This is a genomic window from Lysinibacillus sp. NPDC086135 (genome assembly GCF_044746345.1).
Classification (GTDB): Bacteria; Bacillota; Bacilli; order Bacillales_A; family Planococcaceae; genus Lysinibacillus.
Genome location: NZ_JBIVCA010000001.1, coordinates 72,565 through 92,128, shown reverse-complemented (window position 1 = coordinate 92,128; position 19,564 = coordinate 72,565). Strand labels below are relative to the sequence as shown.

The window sequence follows — 19,564 nt, the reverse complement described above, 5'->3', positions numbered from 1 at the left end:
ACGCAGCGGCAGCAACAACAAAGCGCCCAGCCGGAACGGAAATCAACCCCATGTTATAATGTTAAGTCTTTTTTGATAAGCATTAAAACAATCTGCTAGATTTCTTACAAAAAAAGTCTAGCAGATTCATTTTCATCGTATTTAATTGTCCAGATACTATAACAATATCGTTTTTAAAATCGCAATCGCCTCATCTATCTCCTCTTTTGAAACGGTTAATGGTGGTAGTAGACGAATAACATTTGGTCCTGCCCCGACTAATAATAAGCCATTTTCCTCTGCTGCAGCTATATACGAGGCTACCTCAGTATCGCCACAACCAATGCCAAGAAGCAAGCCCTGGCCTTGTACCGTATATGTAGACGGTAGATTCTCCTTCAACTGCTTAACAAAATACGAAGATCGCTCCTGCACATTTTGTAAAAAAGCTGGCTCAAAAACATGATTAAGCACGGTTTCAGCAACACTCATCGCAAGTGGGTTTCCACCGAATGTTGTCCCATGTGTGCCAGGACTAAAAGTTTCATATAGCTCGGCTGTTCCAAGCATTCCACCAACTGGGAATCCTCCACCTAGCCCTTTTGCCAATGTCACGATATTTGGCTTTAAAATCGTTTGCTCATAGGCATATCTTGTTCCTGTTCGTCCAATACCTGTTTGAACTTCATCGATTATTAGTAATATTCCTTTGTCGTCACAGGCTTTAGCGATTGCTGCTGCGAATTCTGGTGATACACTATTAACACCGCCCTCACCTTGAATCATTTCAAGCATAATTGCTGCAACAGAATCGTCAATCGTTGCTTCAAGTGCTGCCACATCATTAAAAGGAAGAATCGTAAATTTTTCAACAAGCGGTCCGAAGCCATTATGTACATTGCCCTGACCTGTTGCGGACATCGCTCCAAAAGTTCGCCCATGAAAGGATTTATCAAAAGTAATAATATGATTTTTTCCGGTATGCTTGCGTGCGAGTTTGATGGCCGCTTCATTTGCTTCCGCCCCACTATTACAGAAAAATGCATAAGAAAAGTGTGTATCTGCTATTAATTTTTGCGCAACCTTTTCCTGACCGGGAATATCAAATAAATTAGAAATATGCCAAAGTTTTTCACTTTGATCATGAATAGCCTTCACGATTGCAGGCTGTGCATGACCAAGACTCACTACAGCGATTCCACTTGTAAAATCTAAATATTTTTTCCCAGCCGAATCTTCTACAACAGTTCCTTGCCCTTTGACAATTTGGGCGCGGCGCTTGCCATAGTTTCCAAATAAAGCACTCATTTTATCAACTCCTACTAAGTTTGCTATAACAATCATTTTCCCTAAACAACTATATTGCTCCTTCTATACCATTAGAACGGTCACCCTATCTATGAAGAAGAAGAATGACTGTTACTAAGTGAGGATGAAGGGAAACTTTACTCATTCGGGTTTTCTTCATCCCCCGGATAAAATAGTCGTACCCACTAAGGATTCTCCAACAATTTGCACGGATGGAATACCTGCACTTAAGCATTCGAGAGCTCCTTGAACTTTAGGTATCATCCCACCATAAATTTGCCCCTCCTCAATCCATTGATTGATAGAGGAACGTGTTGCTTTCGGTTGATATTCATCATTAATTCGAATACCGCTTACATCCGTTACTAGTAATAGGCTATCCGCATCTATCGTTAATGCTATTTCACTTGCTATCGTATCTCCATTAATATTTAATGCCTGACCATGTTCATCTGATCCCACGCAAGCAATAACCGGTACAACCCCGGCACTCATTATTGCTTCTAGTAAAGATGTATTGATGGTTTTCACTTCACCAACAAAACCGTATACATCTTTATCTAGAAAATCTGCTAAAATTAACTGACCATCAAAGCCGTTTAATCCAATTGCAGCAATGCCAGAAGTTGTTAATTCATGAACAAGCGCAGGATTGACCTTTCCTATTAACGTTGACTGTACAATATCCATTGCAGCTTTGCTCGTGACACGAATACCATTTAAAGCATGTGATTCTATTCCGCGCACCGCTAGTTCACGGTTAATTGCTGGGCCACCACCATGGCTAATAATAAGCTCTATGCCGCTTTCTTGGAGTTTTTTAAAATTCTCAAAAAACGACTCATTTAAGCCATCTAACGTACTTCCACCAAGCTTAATGACCATTCGTTTACGAGCGGTATGAGGCATTGATTTGAACGTAGTCATAAGTGAGATCACATCCCCAAGCATGCCCTTTGCCTTCCCCAATACCAAGAGACACATAAATTTTCACTTCATGCATTTTTAAAATTTGAATTAACCCATCTTCCGAAAATGGTACTGGCTCACCATTTTCAACCATTGTTACACCGCCAATTTGTATCGTAATTTTTTCCGGATCAACCGTTGCGCCACTATAGCCTACAGCAGCAATAATACGTCCCCAGTTTGCATCACAGCCAAATACTGCCGTTTTCACAAGTGGTGAACCAACTACTGTTTTAGCAATTTTACGTCCTTCTTCATCCGAAAATGCCCCTTCAACTTCAACCTCAATCAGCTTCGTTGCACCCTCACCATCTTTAGCAATCATTTTCGCTAAGTCTTCAGCTACTGTTTTCAATGTATAGTAGAAGTTTTGCCAATCTGGATGGTCAGGAGTTAAAGCCGCGTTTCCTGCTAAGCCGTTTGCCATGACAACTACTGTGTCATTTGTAGATGTATCCCCATCCACTGTAATTGCATTAAACGTCATATTTGTTATATCAGATAATGTAGCCTGTAGGACATCTGATTCAATATTTGCATCTGTCGTAATAAAACCTAGCATTGTTGCCATATTTGGTTCAATCATACCTGACCCTTTTGCTACGCCAGCGATAATAATCTCTTTGCCATCAACAATAGTACTGTAACTTGTGTTTTTCATAACCGTATCTGTTGTCAAAATCGCTTGTGCAAAATCAATAGCACTTTCTAAATTATCCTTTGGCTCTAACTGATTAATCCCATTTGCCAGTGGCTCCATATTCATCATTTCACCGATGACACCAGTTGAGCAAACACCTACTAAATTTGCCCCAATACCTAGCTTTTCTGCCATGAAGGCCTGCATTATTTGGGCATCCTTTGCACCTTGTCTTCCTGTACATGCATTAGCATTTCCGGAGTTGACAATCATCGCCTGCATTTTCTTCGTTGTGTACACAACCTCTTTCGTTACTTTTAATGGTGCTGCCTGTACAGCGTTCGTTGTAAAGACACCTGCTACACTTGCGGGTACTTCACTAACTAACACAGCTAAATCTTTTTTCTTATGCTTTAAACCACAATGTAAACCCGCAGCTTTAAAGCCCTTTGGTGAAACAATATTTTTACTTGATAATTTTTTCATAATACTTGTGGATGCTATTAATGTCATAAAATCTTTCCTCCTTAGTTAATCAATTTTACTCGGCATATAAGAGTAGCTGACGCTACATAAAAGATTCACTCCAAATAAGTTACAAAAAGAACGGCACGACATCTAATCCTGTCGTTTGTGGTAAATCAAATTGAACGTTCATATTTTGAATGGCTTGCCCTGCAGCCCCTTTGACTAAATTATCGATGGCGCTAACAATTGTGGCACGATTCGTACGACTATCAACCTTCATCAAAATGTCGCAATAGTTCGAACCTTTTACACGGTTTGTTCCTAGACTATTTACATCTGTAACGATCCGTACAAACGGATGCTTTTCATAGGCATGCTGTAAACAAGCTACTAGCTGATGCTCTGTAACACCAGACATAACAGGTGCATAAGAAGTAGTTAAAATCCCTCTAGTCATTGGTACTAAATGAGTATTAAAAGAAATGGTTGTATCAACCCCTGCAAACATTGAAATAGCCTGCTCTATTTCCGGGATATGCTGATGTGTATTCGTTTTATAAATTGAAAAGTTTTCGTTTGCCTCACTAAAATGCGTTGTTTGCGATGGTTTATTTCCAGCCCCTGAAATCCCACTTTTCGCATCAATCACTAAAAAGCTTGAATCAATCAATCGTTCTTTTAGCAATGGTAACAACGAAAGTAAAACAGCTGTTGGATAACACCCTGGATTTGCGATAAGAGGAGCATGTTGAATATTTTCCGCATTCCATTCAGTTAAGCCATAAACACTTTGTTGAATGAATTCTAATGGCGCCGCTTTTTTACCGTACCATGCTTCATAGCTTGCTGGATCTTGTAAACGGAAGTCACCAGACAAGTCTATTAAATTAGGGCCTTTCCCCACCAATGGCGGTAATAGCTCACTTGTCACTCCTGAAGGGGTACTTGTAAAAACAACATCAAATTCCTCTAAAGTTCCATAATCAATTTTTTGTAAAGGTGTATCGGCAATATGAACGAGATGACCAAACTTAGAAGAAAAAATGACGCCTTCTTCTGAAGATGTGAATAAATCGATCCGTTCCACTGCTTTATGATTATGTAAAAATCGAATAAGCTCTAATCCACCATATCCGGTTGCACCAACAATTCCTACTTTCAATGCACTCACCTCTGAATTAAGTTAAAATTAGTATACGTCTGCATATTTATTAAGTCAACTGAATTTTTATTTATATTTGAATTTTTCGCAATATTTATTAAGTATTTGGTTTTGAGAAAAGTTTGAATAACTAAAAGCTATAAAACAGAGAGAATACATAAAAAAAGAAATGAAATTAACAAATAAAAATAGTTATACTTGCCTTACTCATCTTTTTTATTTCACTGTATTAAAGCAATTTGTGTCACTAAATTGCCAGTTGGATCTGAAATTTTTACTACAAATATTCATAACACTTACACGATTACTGTTGAAATAAAAGGTAAGCAATTATTATATACGGAGCTTGTAGAGGGTTGAAGTTTTACTTTTTAAAAAAGAAAGCAGGAATTTTTCGTCGACCGAACAAATTCCTGCTTCTTATAATTAATCTTCCATCGTAGATAAATCACCAGTTGGTAAATTTAACTCCCACGCCTTTAACACACGACGCATAATCTTACCACTGCGTGTTTTTGGTAGCTTATCCTTAAATTCGATTTCACGTGGTGCTGCATGTGCAGATAAACCCTTCTTAACAAAATTACGAATATCCTCTATCAATGTATCTGAAGGTTCAACACCTTCACGTAATGACACAAAGGCTTTAATAATTTCACCTCGGACAGGATCTGGCTTTCCAATTACCCCTGCCTCTACTATATCGGGATGCTCTAGTAGCTTACTTTCTACCTCGAAAGGACCTACCCGCTCACCAGCTGTCATAATAACATCATCAACACGCCCCTGGAACCAGAAGTAACCATCATCATCCATATAGGCAGAGTCCCCAGACACATACCATTCACCTTTTAAGAAATAGGATTCATAACGCTCTGGATTTCCCCAAATTTGACGCATCATTGCAGGCCAACCACGTCGAATCGCTAAATTCCCCATTGTAAAAGGTGGTACTTCATTACCAGCATCATCAACAATTGTCGCATGAATACCTGGTAATGGTTTACCCATTGAGCCTGGCTTAATATCCATGGAAGGATAGTTACAAATCATATGCGCACCAGTTTCAGTCATCCACCACGTATCATGAATACGGTGACCTAGCTCATCAGTCCCCCAACGAATTACCTCTGGATTTAACGGCTCACCAACAGATAAAATATGACGTACCGAAGATAGATCAAAGTTCTCAAGCATACCACTACCAGCACCCATTAACATTCTGAAAGCAGTTGGTGCACTATACCAAACTGTTACACTATAATCCTCAATAGCTTGGTACCAAGCTTGTGGTGAAAATCTCCCACCAACAATTAGCATTGTGACACCATTTAACCATGGACCAAAAATGCCATATGCTGTACCTGTCACCCATCCTGGATCAGCCGTACACCAGTAAATATCGTCTTCACGCAAATCTAATACCCATTGGGTAGATTGATATTGTTGAAGCATTGCATTATGAACATGCAATACGCCCTTTGGAGCTCCAGTTGATCCAGAAGTATAATGAAGAATCATACCGTCCTCTCTGTCCACCCATTCAATATCAAATTGAGAAGGTGCCTCTTTCAAGCGTCTGTTGAAATCTAAAATTTGTGGTGTTTCCTCTATATCAGATCCTACTAAAAAGACGTGTTGCAAATGCGGTAGCTTCGCTAAAGGTACACGTTCAAGTAACTCTGGTGTTGTCACTAATACTTTAGCTTCGCTATCTACAAGTCTGTCATAAACTGCACCTTCCATAAATGCCTCGAATAGTGGACCTACAATTACACCCATTTTCAATGCGCCTAATAAAGAAAAATAAAGCTCCGGTGAACGCGGCATAAAAATAAATAATCGATCACCTTTTTCTAAATTTGTTGCTGCCTTAAAAACATTTGCTGCTTTATTCGTCAGCTTTTTCATTTCATTGAAAGAATAAGCCTCTTTACGCTTTCCATCATTAAAATAAAGTGCAACTTTGTTTTTTCGATGGGTTTCTGTATGACGATCAATTGCCTCATACGCCATATTTACAAGCCCTGTTTCATACCAACTGAATCCCTTTTCTGTCTCTCTCCAATCATGTGTTGCCGCAACTTTCTCATAATCAAGCAAATTATATTGCCTAGGTAAAGCATTCAACTTCTCCAACATTTTCATCCCCATGAAGCTACCCCTCTCTTTGCTATCGCCTTAGTACATTAGTAAGCAAATTTCAAATCTTCGTAATTTCATTATTTTCCCCCTTCAAAATTCGCCACCTTCTCCAAAGACAACTACGTTATGCAGCACTTGTTATACAACAGTTTAAGCAGTTTAAAAATAGTGAATGCCTATTCACACTACATTCATCTGTTGAATAACAGATGCAATATACAACTATTTTACACGAATTCATTAAGATTGTCTTAATATTTCTATTTTTCTAAAAATGCAGGTATATTTTGTAAAAGATAGCGTTTTTCCGCAGGAAATCAGCTATAATGGAACTATTAAACTCAGGTGGTGTCATTATGGAACACAAAAAAACTTTTTTTTCTGTCACAAAGGAAACAAAGCATGGTACTGTGTATGTGGAAGGACCTGTTCCTCCAGAAAAATTAGCTACATATTCATTCCACGAAGGCTTGGTTGCTTTTAGACCTCCAAAGCAACAGCAGCAAGCCATTATAGAAATTGCAGGACTTCCTGAAGGACGAATTATTATTATTCGAAATGAAAACATTATTGTAGGCTACGTCACTTATCTATATCCCGATCCACTTGAACGCTGGGCGGAGGATCGAATTGATAACATGATTGAACTAGGTGCTATTGAAGTCATTCCAGACTATCGTGGTACAGGTGCTGGTAAAGCACTACTAGCCGTATCTTTTATGGGGGATGAAATGGAAGACTATCTTGTTATCACTACCGAGTATTATTGGCATTGGGACTTAAAAGGGACTGGTTTAAACGTTTGGGATTATCGAAAAATGATGGAGAAAATGATGGGCTCTGCCAACTTCGAATATTTTGCGACAGATGACCCTGAAATTACATCACATCCCGCTAACTGCCTGATGGCACGTGAAGGCAAACGTGTGCCTCCTGAGACAATGGAAAGATTCGATAGACTTCGCTTTAGAAATCGCTTCATGTATTAAAACCAACACAAAGGGGATGAGTATATGATCGTAGAAGAAATTATGAATGTTGAGCCCTACACGCTGGCTCCGACAAATACAGTGGTTGAAGCGCTGAAGTTCATGCGTGAGAAAAAAGTACGTCATTTACCAGTTGTAGATGAAGAGTATCATGTTCTTGGGGTGATCACTGAAAGAGATATTAAAGAGGCATTGCCTTCCTCGTTACGGGATGAGCCTAATTCTCCAGTTTTTAATGCAAAAGTGGAAGAGATTATGATTAAAAATCCAATTGTCGGTCATCCACTGGATTTCGTAGAGGAAGTAGCTCTTACTTTTTATGAATCTAAAATAGGCTGTTTACCAATTGTCTCCGGAGGAAAATTAGTTGGGATTGTCACTACTACCGATTTACTCTACACATACTTAGAGTTAACTGGTGCCACTGAACCCGGCTCAAAAATAGAAATTCGTGTATCCGATACACCAGGAATATTATTTGAGATTACTAAAATTTTTCGTAAACACCATGCAAATGTCCAAAGCGTCTTAGTTTATCCCGACTCTGAAAATACGCAAAATAAAATTTTAAGTATCCGAGTAAAAACTCTCAATCCACTAGCTATGATTGAAGAACTTCGTAAAGAGGGCTTTGATGTATTATGGCCTAATTTGCCAGGTGTTTCATTACAATGAAAAAAGCAGTATTTATATACTCACCAGAGCAACTCGGATATAAATTTTCAGATACCCATCCTTTCAATCATAAACGCTTGACGCTTACAATGGATTTGTTAAAGAATATTGATGCTCTTGATGATTTGAATATCGTTCCAGCTCGTGTCGCAACAGAGGAGGAACTTTTACTTGCACATGATCCAAAATATATCGATATCGTTAAAAGAGCGGGACATGGTGAGCTTTCAGAGGCACAATGTGAAAGCTACGGCATAGGCACCGAAGATACACCTATTTTTGAAAATATGCACGAAGCAAGTGCACAGCTTGTCGGTGGAACATTAACAGCTGTCGATTATGTTATGGAAGGAAAAGCCGAGCACGCCCTCAATCTAGGGGGAGGGCTACACCACGGCTTCCGTGGTCGTGCATCAGGTTTTTGTATTTATAACGATAGTACAGTAGCTATTCGCTATTTGCAGGAAAAATACAATGCTCGTGTACTTTATGTAGATACCGATGCTCATCATGGAGATGGGGTGCAATGGAGTTTTTACGAAGATCCTGATGTTTGTACATTGTCTATTCATGAAACAGGGCGCTATCTTTTCCCCGGAACTGGTAATATTACGGAACGCGGAAATGGACAGGGATATGGCACTTCTTTTAATTTTCCAATTGATGCTTTTACAGAAGATGAGAGTTTTCTAGAAATATATGAAAAAGCTATGCGAGAAGTCTTTGAATTTTTCAAGCCGGATGTTGTGTTAACGCAAAACGGCGCAGATGCACATTATTTTGATCCTTTAACACATTTATATGGAACAATGAACATTTATAGAGAAATTCCAAAACTTGCACATAAATTAGCACATGAATATTGTGGGGGGAAATGGATTGCCGTTGGTGGTGGAGGCTATGATATTTGGCGTGTTGTGCCTCGCGCATGGTCGATGCTATGGCTTGAAATGACAGATCAGCAATTACCAACAGGACCCCTACCTCAAGCTTGGTTAGATCGTTGGCAGCCTGAAGCACCAGTGCCTTTTATTCCAACTTGGGAGGATCCAAATCCATTGTATGAGCCAATCCCTCGAAAGGCAGAGATTGAAGAAAAAAACACGCAAATGTTAACCAAAGCGCTTCATATTATTCGCAATGAAAAACACGTTTAACACTATGCCTCACGACAATCGTGAGGCTTTTTATTTTAACCTTAGAGTCACTCTTGGCATTCTAGCCATCACTTTAGACTTTCAATCCGTCTATCAAAAAACACGCAAATCCATTTTCAGATTTACGTGTTAATTACTGTTATTTACTTTTGACAGACTGTCGATGTTCAATACGATGAGGTAAAATAACCGCTTCGTCCTCAACAGGCTCTTTGTTCATCAATTTAGTCAGCAAACGCATCGCAACAGCTCCGATATCGTACAGTGGTAAAGCGACACTTGTTAGCTGTGGGCGAACCATGCGTGCTAATTTTGAATTTTCAAAGCTGATCACTTCGATATCCTCAGGTACATCTTTGCCTGCATCCTGTGCACCATGAATCAATCCAATTGCTAATTCATCACTACCTGCAAAATAAGCAGTTGGAGGATTTTCAAGTGTGGATAATGATTCCCAAGCCTCTAAGCCCATATCATAGCTCGATTCTTCAGCAGCGATTAGTGATTCATCTATAGGTAAACCTGCGTCTTGTAAGGCTTTTTTATAAGCTTCAAGTTTGAATTTTCCATTAATAGTATACGTAAGCGGACCTGTTACGAAAGCGATTCGCTTATGGCCATTTTGAATGAGTAATGTAATCGCCTCATAAGCTGCTTGGAAATAATCAATGTTAACAGTCGCAATTGTTTGCGATTCATCTACTGAACCTGCAAGCACAATTGGTACAGGTGAATGATCCATAGTTTGTTGCATTTTTTCAGTTACTTCATCACTCATCATAACAATTCCATCAACCTGTTTTCCTAGCATTGTATCCAGTAGCTGAAGCTCTTTATCTTCATGTTGGTCTGAGTTGGCTAAAATAATATTGTAACGATACATTGTTGCAATATCCTCTACACCACGTGCCAGCTCCGCATAAACATTGTTTGCAATATCCGGGATAATCACGCCAACTGTTGTTGTTTTCTTACTTGCTAATCCACGCGCTACTGCGTTTGGACGGTACTCTAATCGTTCAATTACTTCTAATACTTTTTTCCGTGTTGCCGGTTTTACGTTTTGATTACCATTGACTACACGAGAGACCGTTGCCATAGAAACATTTGCTTCTCTTGCAACATCATAAATTGTAACAGTCATCGTACGTGCCTCCCTTTTTTCCTTTTATAGCCTTATCATACGATAATTTTCATATTCTTTTCAAGAAGCAGTATGTACATGAAAAGAAAAACCAAGTACAAATAGTACTTTTCTAGTCATTATTTTGTCACTATATAGTAAACACCGCCTGCTGATTAAAGCAAGCGGTGTTTATCAACACATCAATTATGCCCTGGCATAATTGCGTCTGGCATCGGCTTTGTGCTTAAGCGTAATGCTAACGCAGCGTCAGCAACTTGTTTTTTGCCTGTGCGAAAGCGCAACAGCACCGATGTTGGTCACTCAGTCGTTGCCACAGGACGTGGCGTTCTTAGACTGAGTTCCTCTATTTCAGCAAGTGTTTGGACACCCGCTGAAAGAAGTTAAGCATTGATTTCATGGCTCTTCATGAATTTTTGTAGTGTTTCGTAGAAAGCATCAAATGTTGGGATATCCATTTGTTGTTGTGAATCAGAAAGTGCTACAGATGGATCTGGATGCACCTCTGCCATAACGCCATCAGCTCCAATAGCAATTGCTGCCTTAGCACATGGTAATAGTAAATCACGACGACCTGTTGAATGCGTTACGTCTACAAATACTGGTAAATGCGTTTCTTGTTTTAAAATTGGTACAGCAGAAATATCTAATGTGTTACGAGTTGCTTTTTCGTAAGTACGAATACCACGCTCACATAAAATGATGTTCTCATTTCCTTTAGACATAATGTATTCTGCTGCGTGAATGAATTCATCAATTGTCGCCGCTAAGCCTCTTTTTAAAAGTACAGGTTTATTTGTTGCACCCGCTGCTTTTAATAATTCGAAGTTTTGCATATTACGTGCACCAATTTGGATAACATCAATGTAATCTAAAGCTTCCTCTAAATGACCTGGTGTAACGATTTCCGTAATAACGCCTAAACCGTATTCCTCTGACACACGTTTCAAAATTTTAAGTCCTTCTAATCCAAGACCTTGGAAGTCATATGGGGAAGTACGTGGTTTATATGCGCCGCCACGAATTAACTTTTCACCTTTTGCTTTAATAGATGCTGCTACTGCTGCTACTTGCTCGTATGATTCTACAGCACAAGGTCCAAATACGAAAGATGGTTTTCCTTGGCCAATTAGCTCACCATTCACATTAATGACAGTATCTTCTGATTTTTTCTTACGAGAAACAAGTAATTCTTTTTTCTTATCCGCTTCAAGTTGTTTTAAAGCTGTTTTAAAGATTTGCTTAAATATATAATCAACCGTCATTTGGTTTAACGGACCTTGATTGTGCTCTTTAATAAGATCAAGCATATGGCGTTCACGTAATGGATCATAGCGATTCACACCTTGTTTTTCTTTAATCTTACCGATTTCATCAACTACTGCTGCACGTTCGTTAATTAGACGAAGAATTTCTAAGTTTAAACCGTCTATTTGACTACGTAAGCTTTCTAAATCTTTTTGGCTCATGTTTCTTGCTCCTCTCCTCACGACAGACACTTTCAGAACTCTGAAATGTATGTTACATTTTTAGATATTAGCAACATTATAATCAATGTTGCACAGAATGTCACGCATTTTTAATTTAGCGCTTCAACTCGCTAAATTATATTAACATATTACGAGGAAGGAAGCGAGTACAAAGACTCCTTTCCGATTCGTGACATCCGCCAGAGGCTTTTTGCCAACACGATATTGGTCACTCAGGCGTTTTCACAGGTTGTGAAGTTTTTAGCCTGAGTTCCTCTATGCCAGCTAAATTTTGCTGAAAGAAGTTAACATATTACGAGAAAGGAAGCGAGTACATTGAGTTCAAAATTATTTGCACTTGATATCGGTACACGTTCTGTAGTAGGCATTATTTTAGCTGAAGATAATGACCGCTTTCACGTGGAAGACATCTTGATAAAAGAACATAAAGAACGCGCCATGGTTGATGGTCAAATACATAATGTCATGTATGTGGCAGATTTAATCAATGAAATTAAACATGAACTTGAAGAGAAGCATGGTCCTTTAAAAAAAGTGAGCGTCGCTGCGGCTGGCCGCTCATTAAAAACAGAACAAGCAAGCGTGACGATCCATATACGTAATCGACCAATCTTTACGGAGGAAGATATAAGTCGTTTAGAACTGCAAGCTGTTCAACAGGCACAGCAACAGCTTCTTCAACACAAAGAAGACGCTAAAATAAGCCACTATTATTGCGTTGGTTATTCAGTTTTATACTACCGTTTAGATGGCGAAGAAATTGGTAGCCTACTCGATCAGCAAGGGGATGAAGCACAAATTGAAGTTATTGCTACGTTCTTGCCACGAGTTGTCGTAGAATCACTTATCGCGGCTCTTAAACGCGCGGATTTAGAGATGGATGCACTAACTTTAGAACCTATTGCAGCTATTAATGTACTTATTCCCCCAACAATGCGTCGTTTAAATGTAGCACTTGTTGATATTGGTGCTGGTACATCTGATATTGCCATTACCGATAAAAGCACTGTTGTCGCATATGGCATGGTACCAACAGCTGGTGATGAAATAACAGAGGCTTTAAGTGACCATTACTTACTCGACTTCCCTGTTGCTGAAGAAGCGAAACGTCAACTGCAAACTGAAGAAGACATTTTAATCCAGGATATTTTAGGCTTTGATCAATATTATCCGAAACAAGAGGTTCTTCAAGCAATCGAACCTGCTGTTAAGCAACTCGCAAAAGCTATTGGAGAAGAAATTTTACGCCTTAATAATCAGACTGCTCCTAAAGCGGTAATGCTTGTCGGTGGAGGTAGCTTAACGCCAAATCTTACAACTCAACTTGGACTAGTACTAGATTTACCTGCCAATCGCATTGCCGTTCGAGGGATTGACGCCATTCAAAACTTAACGAGGGAAGATCATATTAAAGCATCTCCTGAATTGGTGACCCCAATCGGTATCGCCATTGCAGCAAAAAAAATGCCTATTCAATATATGAGTCTCACTGTCAATGAACAAGTAGTTCGCCTTTTTGAATTAAAAGAAATGACCGTTGCAGATGCATTTTTAGCAGCCAATATTCGAGCAAAGCAATTATATGGAAAACCGGGTCATGGATTATCAGTGAATGTTAATGGACAAGATATTTTCATACCTGGGGGTCACGGTCAACCGGCAGAAATTTTAGTGAATAGTCATCCGGCATCCACAAAAACGATGATTAAAACAGGCGATGCCATCCAGCTAATTGAAGGCCAAGACGGTCAGCCAGCTAATGCTACGGTGAGAGATATTGTAGATGATGCTGCCATTAAAACAATTACCATTCAACATACAAAATATGTCATCGAACCACAAATAACTGTTAATGGTTCTCCGACATCACTCGATAGCGCATTAAATGATCGAGATGTTGTGATGTTTGAAATAGCTGAAACAGTCGAGGATGTATTTAAGCTCACAAATAATTGGGAGTTAGTAAAACAATTTGAGTCATTTTATATTCAAGTGGACGGAAAACCACTGTATTTACCAGAGTTTTCAGCTCATTTAATGATTAATGGTAAACCAGCTAAAATGTCATATGCTGTCCAAGATGGTGATGTACTTACATTTCAGCAACAAACATTCCCTACCGTTCAACGGATTGCTGACCAAATGAATGTTTTACTTGAGGATAAAATGACCATCCATTTTCAAAACGAGGTGTTAGAGCTGAAAAAGATGGCCAACGAAGTTCTCGTTAATCATGTAGTGGTATCACCTCTTTCAACTGTTCCAAATGGAGCAATAATTTCATTTAAAGAAAAAGATCGAAGTCGTTGGATATACCAGGATGTGTTCCGTTTTTCTAATTGGCAACTACCTACTACATTTAAAGGTAATTTTACAATTTTACGAAACGGCCAATCTGCAAGCTTTGATATGGAGATTTTCGGCGGGGATAAATTAGAGATTTTACTAGAAAAAGCGCCCATATCTTAAAAAAAGGATACGTTACATCGTTGATAAGATGTAACGTATCCCTTTTATCTATTAAGCGCGAACTTCTTCACTTTTTTCTTCAGCTTGTTCCTTTTTTTCACTAGCATCCTCTGCTTTAGGTTCTTCACTAGGAATGAAATCTTCCAGTGGTTCTTCACCCTCAAAAGAAACAGTACCATCGTCAAAAACAGTTGGTGCTTTTGCTGATTTTAATGTTTTTACTTTCTCTACTAATTGTGTAGATTGTTCTTGAATTTGTTTAGATAATTGAACCGTTTTATCTTTAGCAGTTGTCGAGAAATCTGCACTCTTATCTTTTAAGTTAACAGCTTGTACTGCTACATCGCTACGTAAATCTTTTCCTGATTTTGGAGCTAGCAATAAGCCTGCAGCTGCCCCTACTATACCCCCAACTAATGCGCCAATAACAAAATCCTTCATGTTCACTCGCTCCTCTTCATAGATCGACTCTTGCGGTTGATAAAGCTGTGGCAATGAACTTTCAAGTTGTTGTTCCTTCACTTCATTATAATTTGGCTTTTGAGTTGTCATACAACAATTCCTCCCCATCTTATTATCTAATTTGCTTAGACTGGTTGTCCATCTGCTTTCGCGGATGCATTCTACAACATATGCCTAAAATTTTATTTTTATTCCGTTGACATTTAATGCCTACCGAATAATTATTATTTTTTACGGCCCCATTTTCTTTTCGATTTTTCCGACTGCTCTGATTCAGAAGAATAAACATCTTCTTGAATCACCTCATTGGCCTGATCAATAATTTTGCGTTTCTTCCACTTATCTGCAATGCCCATTGCAACATTACTCCATTGAACAACTTGTGCAATTTTTTCTTCATTTTGTTCCACAGTTTTAGAAATTGAAGAAGTAATTTGCTGTACAGATGTATTTAAACCATTCACAGAGTCTCCAATTCCTTTGACTGCATGAACAACGGAATTTAACTGTTCAGATTTTTCTTGAATATCCTCTGCCAAGCTATTTGTTTTGGATAGTAAGGAAGTCGTTTCACGTGTAATACCTTCCATTTGTCCTTCAATACCTGATAATGTTCCAGCTAAACTGTTAAGAATTGGTTTGAGCGAAAATAATGTCATCCCAACGCTCACACAAAAAATTAAAAAACCAATTGCTGCAATGATTGCTGCAATATACAAAATAACTTCCATAACTAGACCTCCTGCCAGTAAAAATTCTTTTTACTATTACTTTCCTTATCTTCGACAAAAAAAACTGAATTCCTTCTCATTTTGAGAAAAACAGCTTATTCCTTGCGGACTAAGCTGTTTCGTTGTTCTTTAGCACGTCTTCAAAAGCATCTTGGAATTTGTGAACATCGCCAGCGCCCATAAATAAAAATACTGCGTCCTTATGCTTTGTTAACACTTCAATTCCTTCAGTGGTAATCACTGCACTGCCTTTAATTAAAGACGCTAAATCTTGGATTGAAAGTGCGCCTTGTGTTTCCCTTGCAGAGCCAAAAATATCACATAAATATGCTGTATCTGCAAGACTTAGACTATCTGCAAAATCCTGTAAAAAAGCTTGTGTACGTGTAAATGTATGTGGTTGGAAAATAGCTACTAGCTCACGATCGGGAAACTTTTGTCGTGCTGATTGAATCGTTGCACGGATTTCAGTTGGATGATGCGCATAGTCATCTATTAAAACATTATTCCCAATATTCGTTTCTGTAAAACGTCTTTTTACACCTTTGTATGTGTTTAAACGTTCTTGAACGATGTCTGGTGAAATACCTTCATATTGGCAAAGTGTAATAACAGATAAAGTATTTAATACCGCATGATCCCCAAATAATGGGATAAAGAATGTGCTATAAAATTCATTACGGACAAATACATCAAATTTTGTACCCTTAGTTGTTTTTTCAACATTACGAGCCTCAAAATCATTTTCAGCCCCAAAGCCGTAATAAACAACAGGCACCTTTGCTTGAATACGTTGTAGATGTTCATCATCACCGCAAGCAATAATTGCTTTTTTAACCTGTAGTGCTAATGATTGAAATGCTGAATAAACATCCTCTATGTTTGCAAAGTAGTCCGGATGGTCAAAATCAATATTAGTCATTACAGCGTAATCGGGATTATACGCTAAAAAGTGTCGACGGTATTCACATGCTTCCATCACAAAGAAGTCAGCATTTTCATGTCCAGCTCCAGTTCCATCACCGATTAAATAAGAAGTTGGTTTATACCCACCTACAACATGAGCCATCAAGCCTGTTGTAGATGTTTTACCATGTGCACCAGTAATAGCAATCGACGTATAATTACCGATATATTCACCTAAAAATTTATGGTAGCGAATAACTTCTACTCCGATTTCACGAGCACGCTCTAATTCAGGATGGTCATCAGGAAATGCGTTCCCTGCAATAACTGTCATACCTTCTTTAATATTATCTGCATTAAATGTAAAAATTGGAATATTACGATCACGTAACGGCTGTTCCGTGAAGAAATATTTATCAACATCTGAGCCCTGTACTTGTTCACCAGCATCAAATAAGATTTGTGCAAGTGAACTCATGCCAGAACCTTTAATGCCTGTGAAATGAAAAACTGTCATTAATTAAACCCCCCGGGAATTCAATATCCCTTCTATCATCTATTAGGTGTATCGTATTTTCCACCAATTATTAGGTATTAATACCTTTGTAAGTACTAAAAAATACGTACTAATCATCATATCTCGTCTATTATAGCACTATTTATGCATTAGGATAAATGTGTAACTTTTCTAAAAATACTAATTTCGACGTGAATAAGATAATCTATACGAAAACAATGTAATTCTTATTCAAACATAGCAATTAAATCTTCTTCTGTAATATAACTTTCTCGTGGTTTACTGCCACGTGCCTCAGACACAAAGCCATGCGATTCCAACATATCGATTAAACGAGCAGCACGATTATAGCCAATATGGTATTTGCGCTGAATTAAGGAAGTAGAGGCTCCTCCTTGCTCATAGACAAATCTACACACATCTTCGAACAGTTCATCTTGCTCAGCGGAAACCTCAGTCTTCTTTAAAAGTTCCTCTTGATCGAATATATAATCAGGCTCTCCTTGCTCACGAACATGCTCAATAATTGCTTCAATTTCATCATCTGTCACAAATGTCCCCTGCAAACGAACAGGAGCAGACATACCATTACCTAAATATAACATATCGCCTCGTCCAAGCAATCTTTCTGCACCTTGTGCATCTAAAATTGTACGTGAATCGATTTGTGAAGATACCGCAAAAGCAATACGTGTAGGAATATTTGATTTAATAAGCCCTGTAATAACGTCAACAGACGGTCTTTGAGTTGCAACAATTAAATGGATACCACAAGCACGTGCCTTTTGGGCAATACGACAAATCGCCTCCTCTACATCTGCAGGAGACATCATCATTAAATCTGCCAATTCATCAATGACAATTAGAATATACGGTAATTTTAAGCTATGTTCATTATTTTTATCCGCAATTGCATTATAACGTGTAATATCACGTGCGCCCGCATGCGCAAATAACTGATAACGACGTTCCATTTCTTCCACTGCCCATTTCAGTGCAGCTGTAGCAGCCTTTACATCGGTGATGACCGGGCTAACTAAATGCGGAATATGATTAAACGGTGCTAATTCTACCATTTTAGGATCGATAAGCATCAGCTTTAATTCATGTGGTGCAGCTTTATATAATAAACTAACCAAAATTGAATTGATACAAACCGATTTACCAGAACCTGTGGCTCCGGCAATTAATCCATGTGGCATTTTTCGTAAATCAATGGTTACAGGCTTCCCTGTTAAATCCAGACCCAAAGCTGCTTCTAACGGTGAATCTGACTCGAGGAAAGAAGCACTATTTGTCACTTCCGATAATCGAACAGCGCGAGATACACGGTTCGGTATCTCAATGCCAATTGAGCTCTTCCCAGGAATCGGTGCTTGGATGCGGATGTCTTTCGCTGCCAATGCAAGCTTCAAATCATCTGAAAGATTGCGGATTTTGCTAACCTTTGTACCATGACTCACAGTTATTTCAAATTGTGTCACGGCAGGTCCTTGCATAATGGATTCTATTTGAGCTGAGACTTGGAAATAAGACAAAGCTTCGACCAATGTATCTCCCTGTTGCTCCATCCACTCAGTATCTTGTGTTTTTTCCTCAGGTGGCTCTAAAAACTCATCATCTGGCTTTTGATAAACATGAACAGGCTTCCGAGGCGTTTCCTGTACTTGAACTTCCACAAATGTTTCATCTAATATGGAAGGTTGTTCTGGAAACTTCTCAGTATTAATAGAATTTTCCTCGAGAATATCTATATTCTCGGTAGTAAGCTTCTGTTCAGTAGCCGTTTCTACTTCCATTTCGGTAGTCGCTGAAATTTCGTCGAAGCTTTCTACATCAATCACTGTTTTTTCTAATGTCGAAACGTTAGACATTGATGTGACTGGTGCCATTGTAATGACTGATACACTTTCTGTTGCAGCATTGAATGGGACAGTATTTTCAATAGAAACCTCATTTTCTTCCGTCGACTGTGTAGCTGTTTTATTGTCCATCTCTAACTCGCTAATTTCTAAACCTATAGATTGTAGAATTTGTTCTTTTTCGGATGGGATAGTATTTTCAATAGAAACCTCGTTTTCCTTCGTCAACTGTAGAGCTGTTTTATTGTCCATCTCTAACTCGCTAATTTCTAAACCTATAGATTGTGGAATTTGTTCTTTTTCGGATGGAATAGTATTTTCAATAGAAACCTCGTTTTCCTTCGTCAACTGTAGAGCTGTTTTATTGTCCATCTCTAACTCGCTAATCCCTAAATCTATAGATTGTGGAATTTGTTCTTTTTCGGATGGAATAGTATTTTCAATAGAAACCTCGTTTTCCTTCGTCAACTGTAGAGCTGTTTTATTGTCCA

General features: G+C 38.6%; 15 protein-coding genes. 4 read left to right on the top strand and 11 right to left on the bottom strand.

The features are described from left to right. Nucleotides 1-156: 156 nt before the first annotated feature. The 5 genes from ACIPKN_RS00385 to acsA all read right to left on the bottom strand — a co-directional run bounded on the left by ACIPKN_RS00385 (nt 157) and on the right by acsA (nt 6,680). Nucleotides 157-1,287 (bottom strand): acetylornithine transaminase, encoded by a 1,131-nt coding sequence (locus ACIPKN_RS00385; protein ID WP_400932383.1) that lies wholly within the window; start codon nt 1,285-1,287, stop codon nt 157-159. A 156-nt stretch (nt 1,288-1,443) separates the two neighbouring features. Next, nucleotides 1,444-2,214 (bottom strand): acetylglutamate kinase, encoded by a 771-nt coding sequence (gene argB / locus ACIPKN_RS00380; protein ID WP_400932381.1) that lies wholly within the window; start codon nt 2,212-2,214, stop codon nt 1,444-1,446. Beyond that, nucleotides 2,177-3,409 (bottom strand): bifunctional glutamate N-acetyltransferase/amino-acid acetyltransferase ArgJ, encoded by a 1,233-nt coding sequence (gene argJ, locus ACIPKN_RS00375; protein WP_400932379.1) that lies wholly within the window; start codon nt 3,407-3,409, stop codon nt 2,177-2,179. The genes argB and argJ overlap by 38 nt, the downstream gene beginning before the upstream one ends. An 82-nt stretch (nt 3,410-3,491) precedes the next feature. Further along, nucleotides 3,492-4,526 (bottom strand): N-acetyl-gamma-glutamyl-phosphate reductase, encoded by a 1,035-nt coding sequence (gene argC, locus ACIPKN_RS00370; RefSeq protein ID WP_400932377.1) that lies wholly within the window; start codon nt 4,524-4,526, stop codon nt 3,492-3,494. 426 nt (nt 4,527-4,952) lie between these two features. Continuing rightward, nucleotides 4,953-6,680: an acetate--CoA ligase gene (gene acsA, locus ACIPKN_RS00365; RefSeq protein ID WP_400932375.1), complete on the bottom strand. Its 1,728-nt coding sequence runs from the start codon at nt 6,678-6,680 to the stop codon at nt 4,953-4,955. Between the two features lie 347 nt (nt 6,681-7,027). On the opposite strand from acsA, the gene ACIPKN_RS00360 reads away from it, so the two are divergent. Genes ACIPKN_RS00360 through ACIPKN_RS00350 form a run of 3 tightly spaced genes read left to right on the top strand, consistent with a single transcriptional unit; the run spans nt 7,028 to nt 9,492 of the window. Then, on the top strand, nt 7,028-7,660 hold the full coding sequence (locus ACIPKN_RS00360; protein ID WP_100542416.1) for a GNAT family N-acetyltransferase: 633 nt from the start codon (nt 7,028-7,030) through the stop codon (nt 7,658-7,660). 24 nt (nt 7,661-7,684) lie between these two features. Further along, nucleotides 7,685-8,335, top strand: coding sequence for an acetoin utilization AcuB family protein (locus ACIPKN_RS00355; RefSeq protein WP_142508756.1), 651 nt, complete (start codon nt 7,685-7,687; stop codon nt 8,333-8,335). Beyond that, on the top strand, nt 8,332-9,492 hold the full coding sequence (locus tag ACIPKN_RS00350) for an acetoin utilization protein AcuC (protein WP_400932372.1): 1,161 nt from the start codon (nt 8,332-8,334) through the stop codon (nt 9,490-9,492). Before ACIPKN_RS00355 ends, ACIPKN_RS00350 begins: the two co-directional genes overlap by 4 nt. A 139-nt stretch (nt 9,493-9,631) precedes the next feature. On the opposite strand, the gene ccpA is transcribed toward ACIPKN_RS00350, so the two are convergent. Then, entirely contained in the window at nt 9,632-10,636 is a 1,005-nt protein-coding gene (gene ccpA, locus ACIPKN_RS00345; protein WP_400932370.1) for a catabolite control protein A, read from the bottom strand. A gap of 383 nt (nt 10,637-11,019) precedes the next feature. Beyond that, entirely contained in the window at nt 11,020-12,105 is a 1,086-nt protein-coding gene (locus ACIPKN_RS00340; RefSeq protein WP_132357238.1) for a bifunctional 3-deoxy-7-phosphoheptulonate synthase/chorismate mutase, read from the bottom strand. Between the two features lie 336 nt (nt 12,106-12,441). Here ACIPKN_RS00340 and pilM point away from each other — a divergent pair, with 336 nt between their 5' ends. Further along, the gene (gene pilM / locus ACIPKN_RS00335; RefSeq protein ID WP_400932367.1) at nt 12,442-14,595 is read left to right on the top strand and encodes a pilus assembly protein PilM; all 2,154 of its coding nucleotides are present in this window, start codon (nt 12,442-12,444) and stop codon (nt 14,593-14,595) included. Nucleotides 14,596-14,646: 51 nt separating this feature from the next. Here pilM and ACIPKN_RS00330 read toward each other — a convergent pair whose 3' ends face one another. The 4 genes from ACIPKN_RS00330 to ACIPKN_RS00315 all read right to left on the bottom strand — a co-directional run. Next, the gene (locus ACIPKN_RS00330) at nt 14,647-15,147 is read right to left on the bottom strand and encodes a YtxH domain-containing protein (RefSeq protein ID WP_053485032.1); all 501 of its coding nucleotides are present in this window, start codon (nt 15,145-15,147) and stop codon (nt 14,647-14,649) included. A gap of 134 nt (nt 15,148-15,281) precedes the next feature. Beyond that, nucleotides 15,282-15,788, bottom strand: coding sequence for a DUF948 domain-containing protein (locus ACIPKN_RS00325; RefSeq protein ID WP_400932365.1), 507 nt, complete (start codon nt 15,786-15,788; stop codon nt 15,282-15,284). Between the two features lie 109 nt (nt 15,789-15,897). After that, complete coding sequence (murC, locus tag ACIPKN_RS00320; RefSeq protein ID WP_400932363.1) at nt 15,898-17,211, bottom strand: UDP-N-acetylmuramate--L-alanine ligase; 1,314 nt, start codon at nt 17,209-17,211, stop codon at nt 15,898-15,900. A 227-nt stretch (nt 17,212-17,438) separates the two neighbouring features. After that, nucleotides 17,439-19,564 (bottom strand): DNA translocase FtsK (locus tag ACIPKN_RS00315; RefSeq protein ID WP_400932361.1); only part of this gene is annotated, 2,126 nt, incomplete at its 5' end.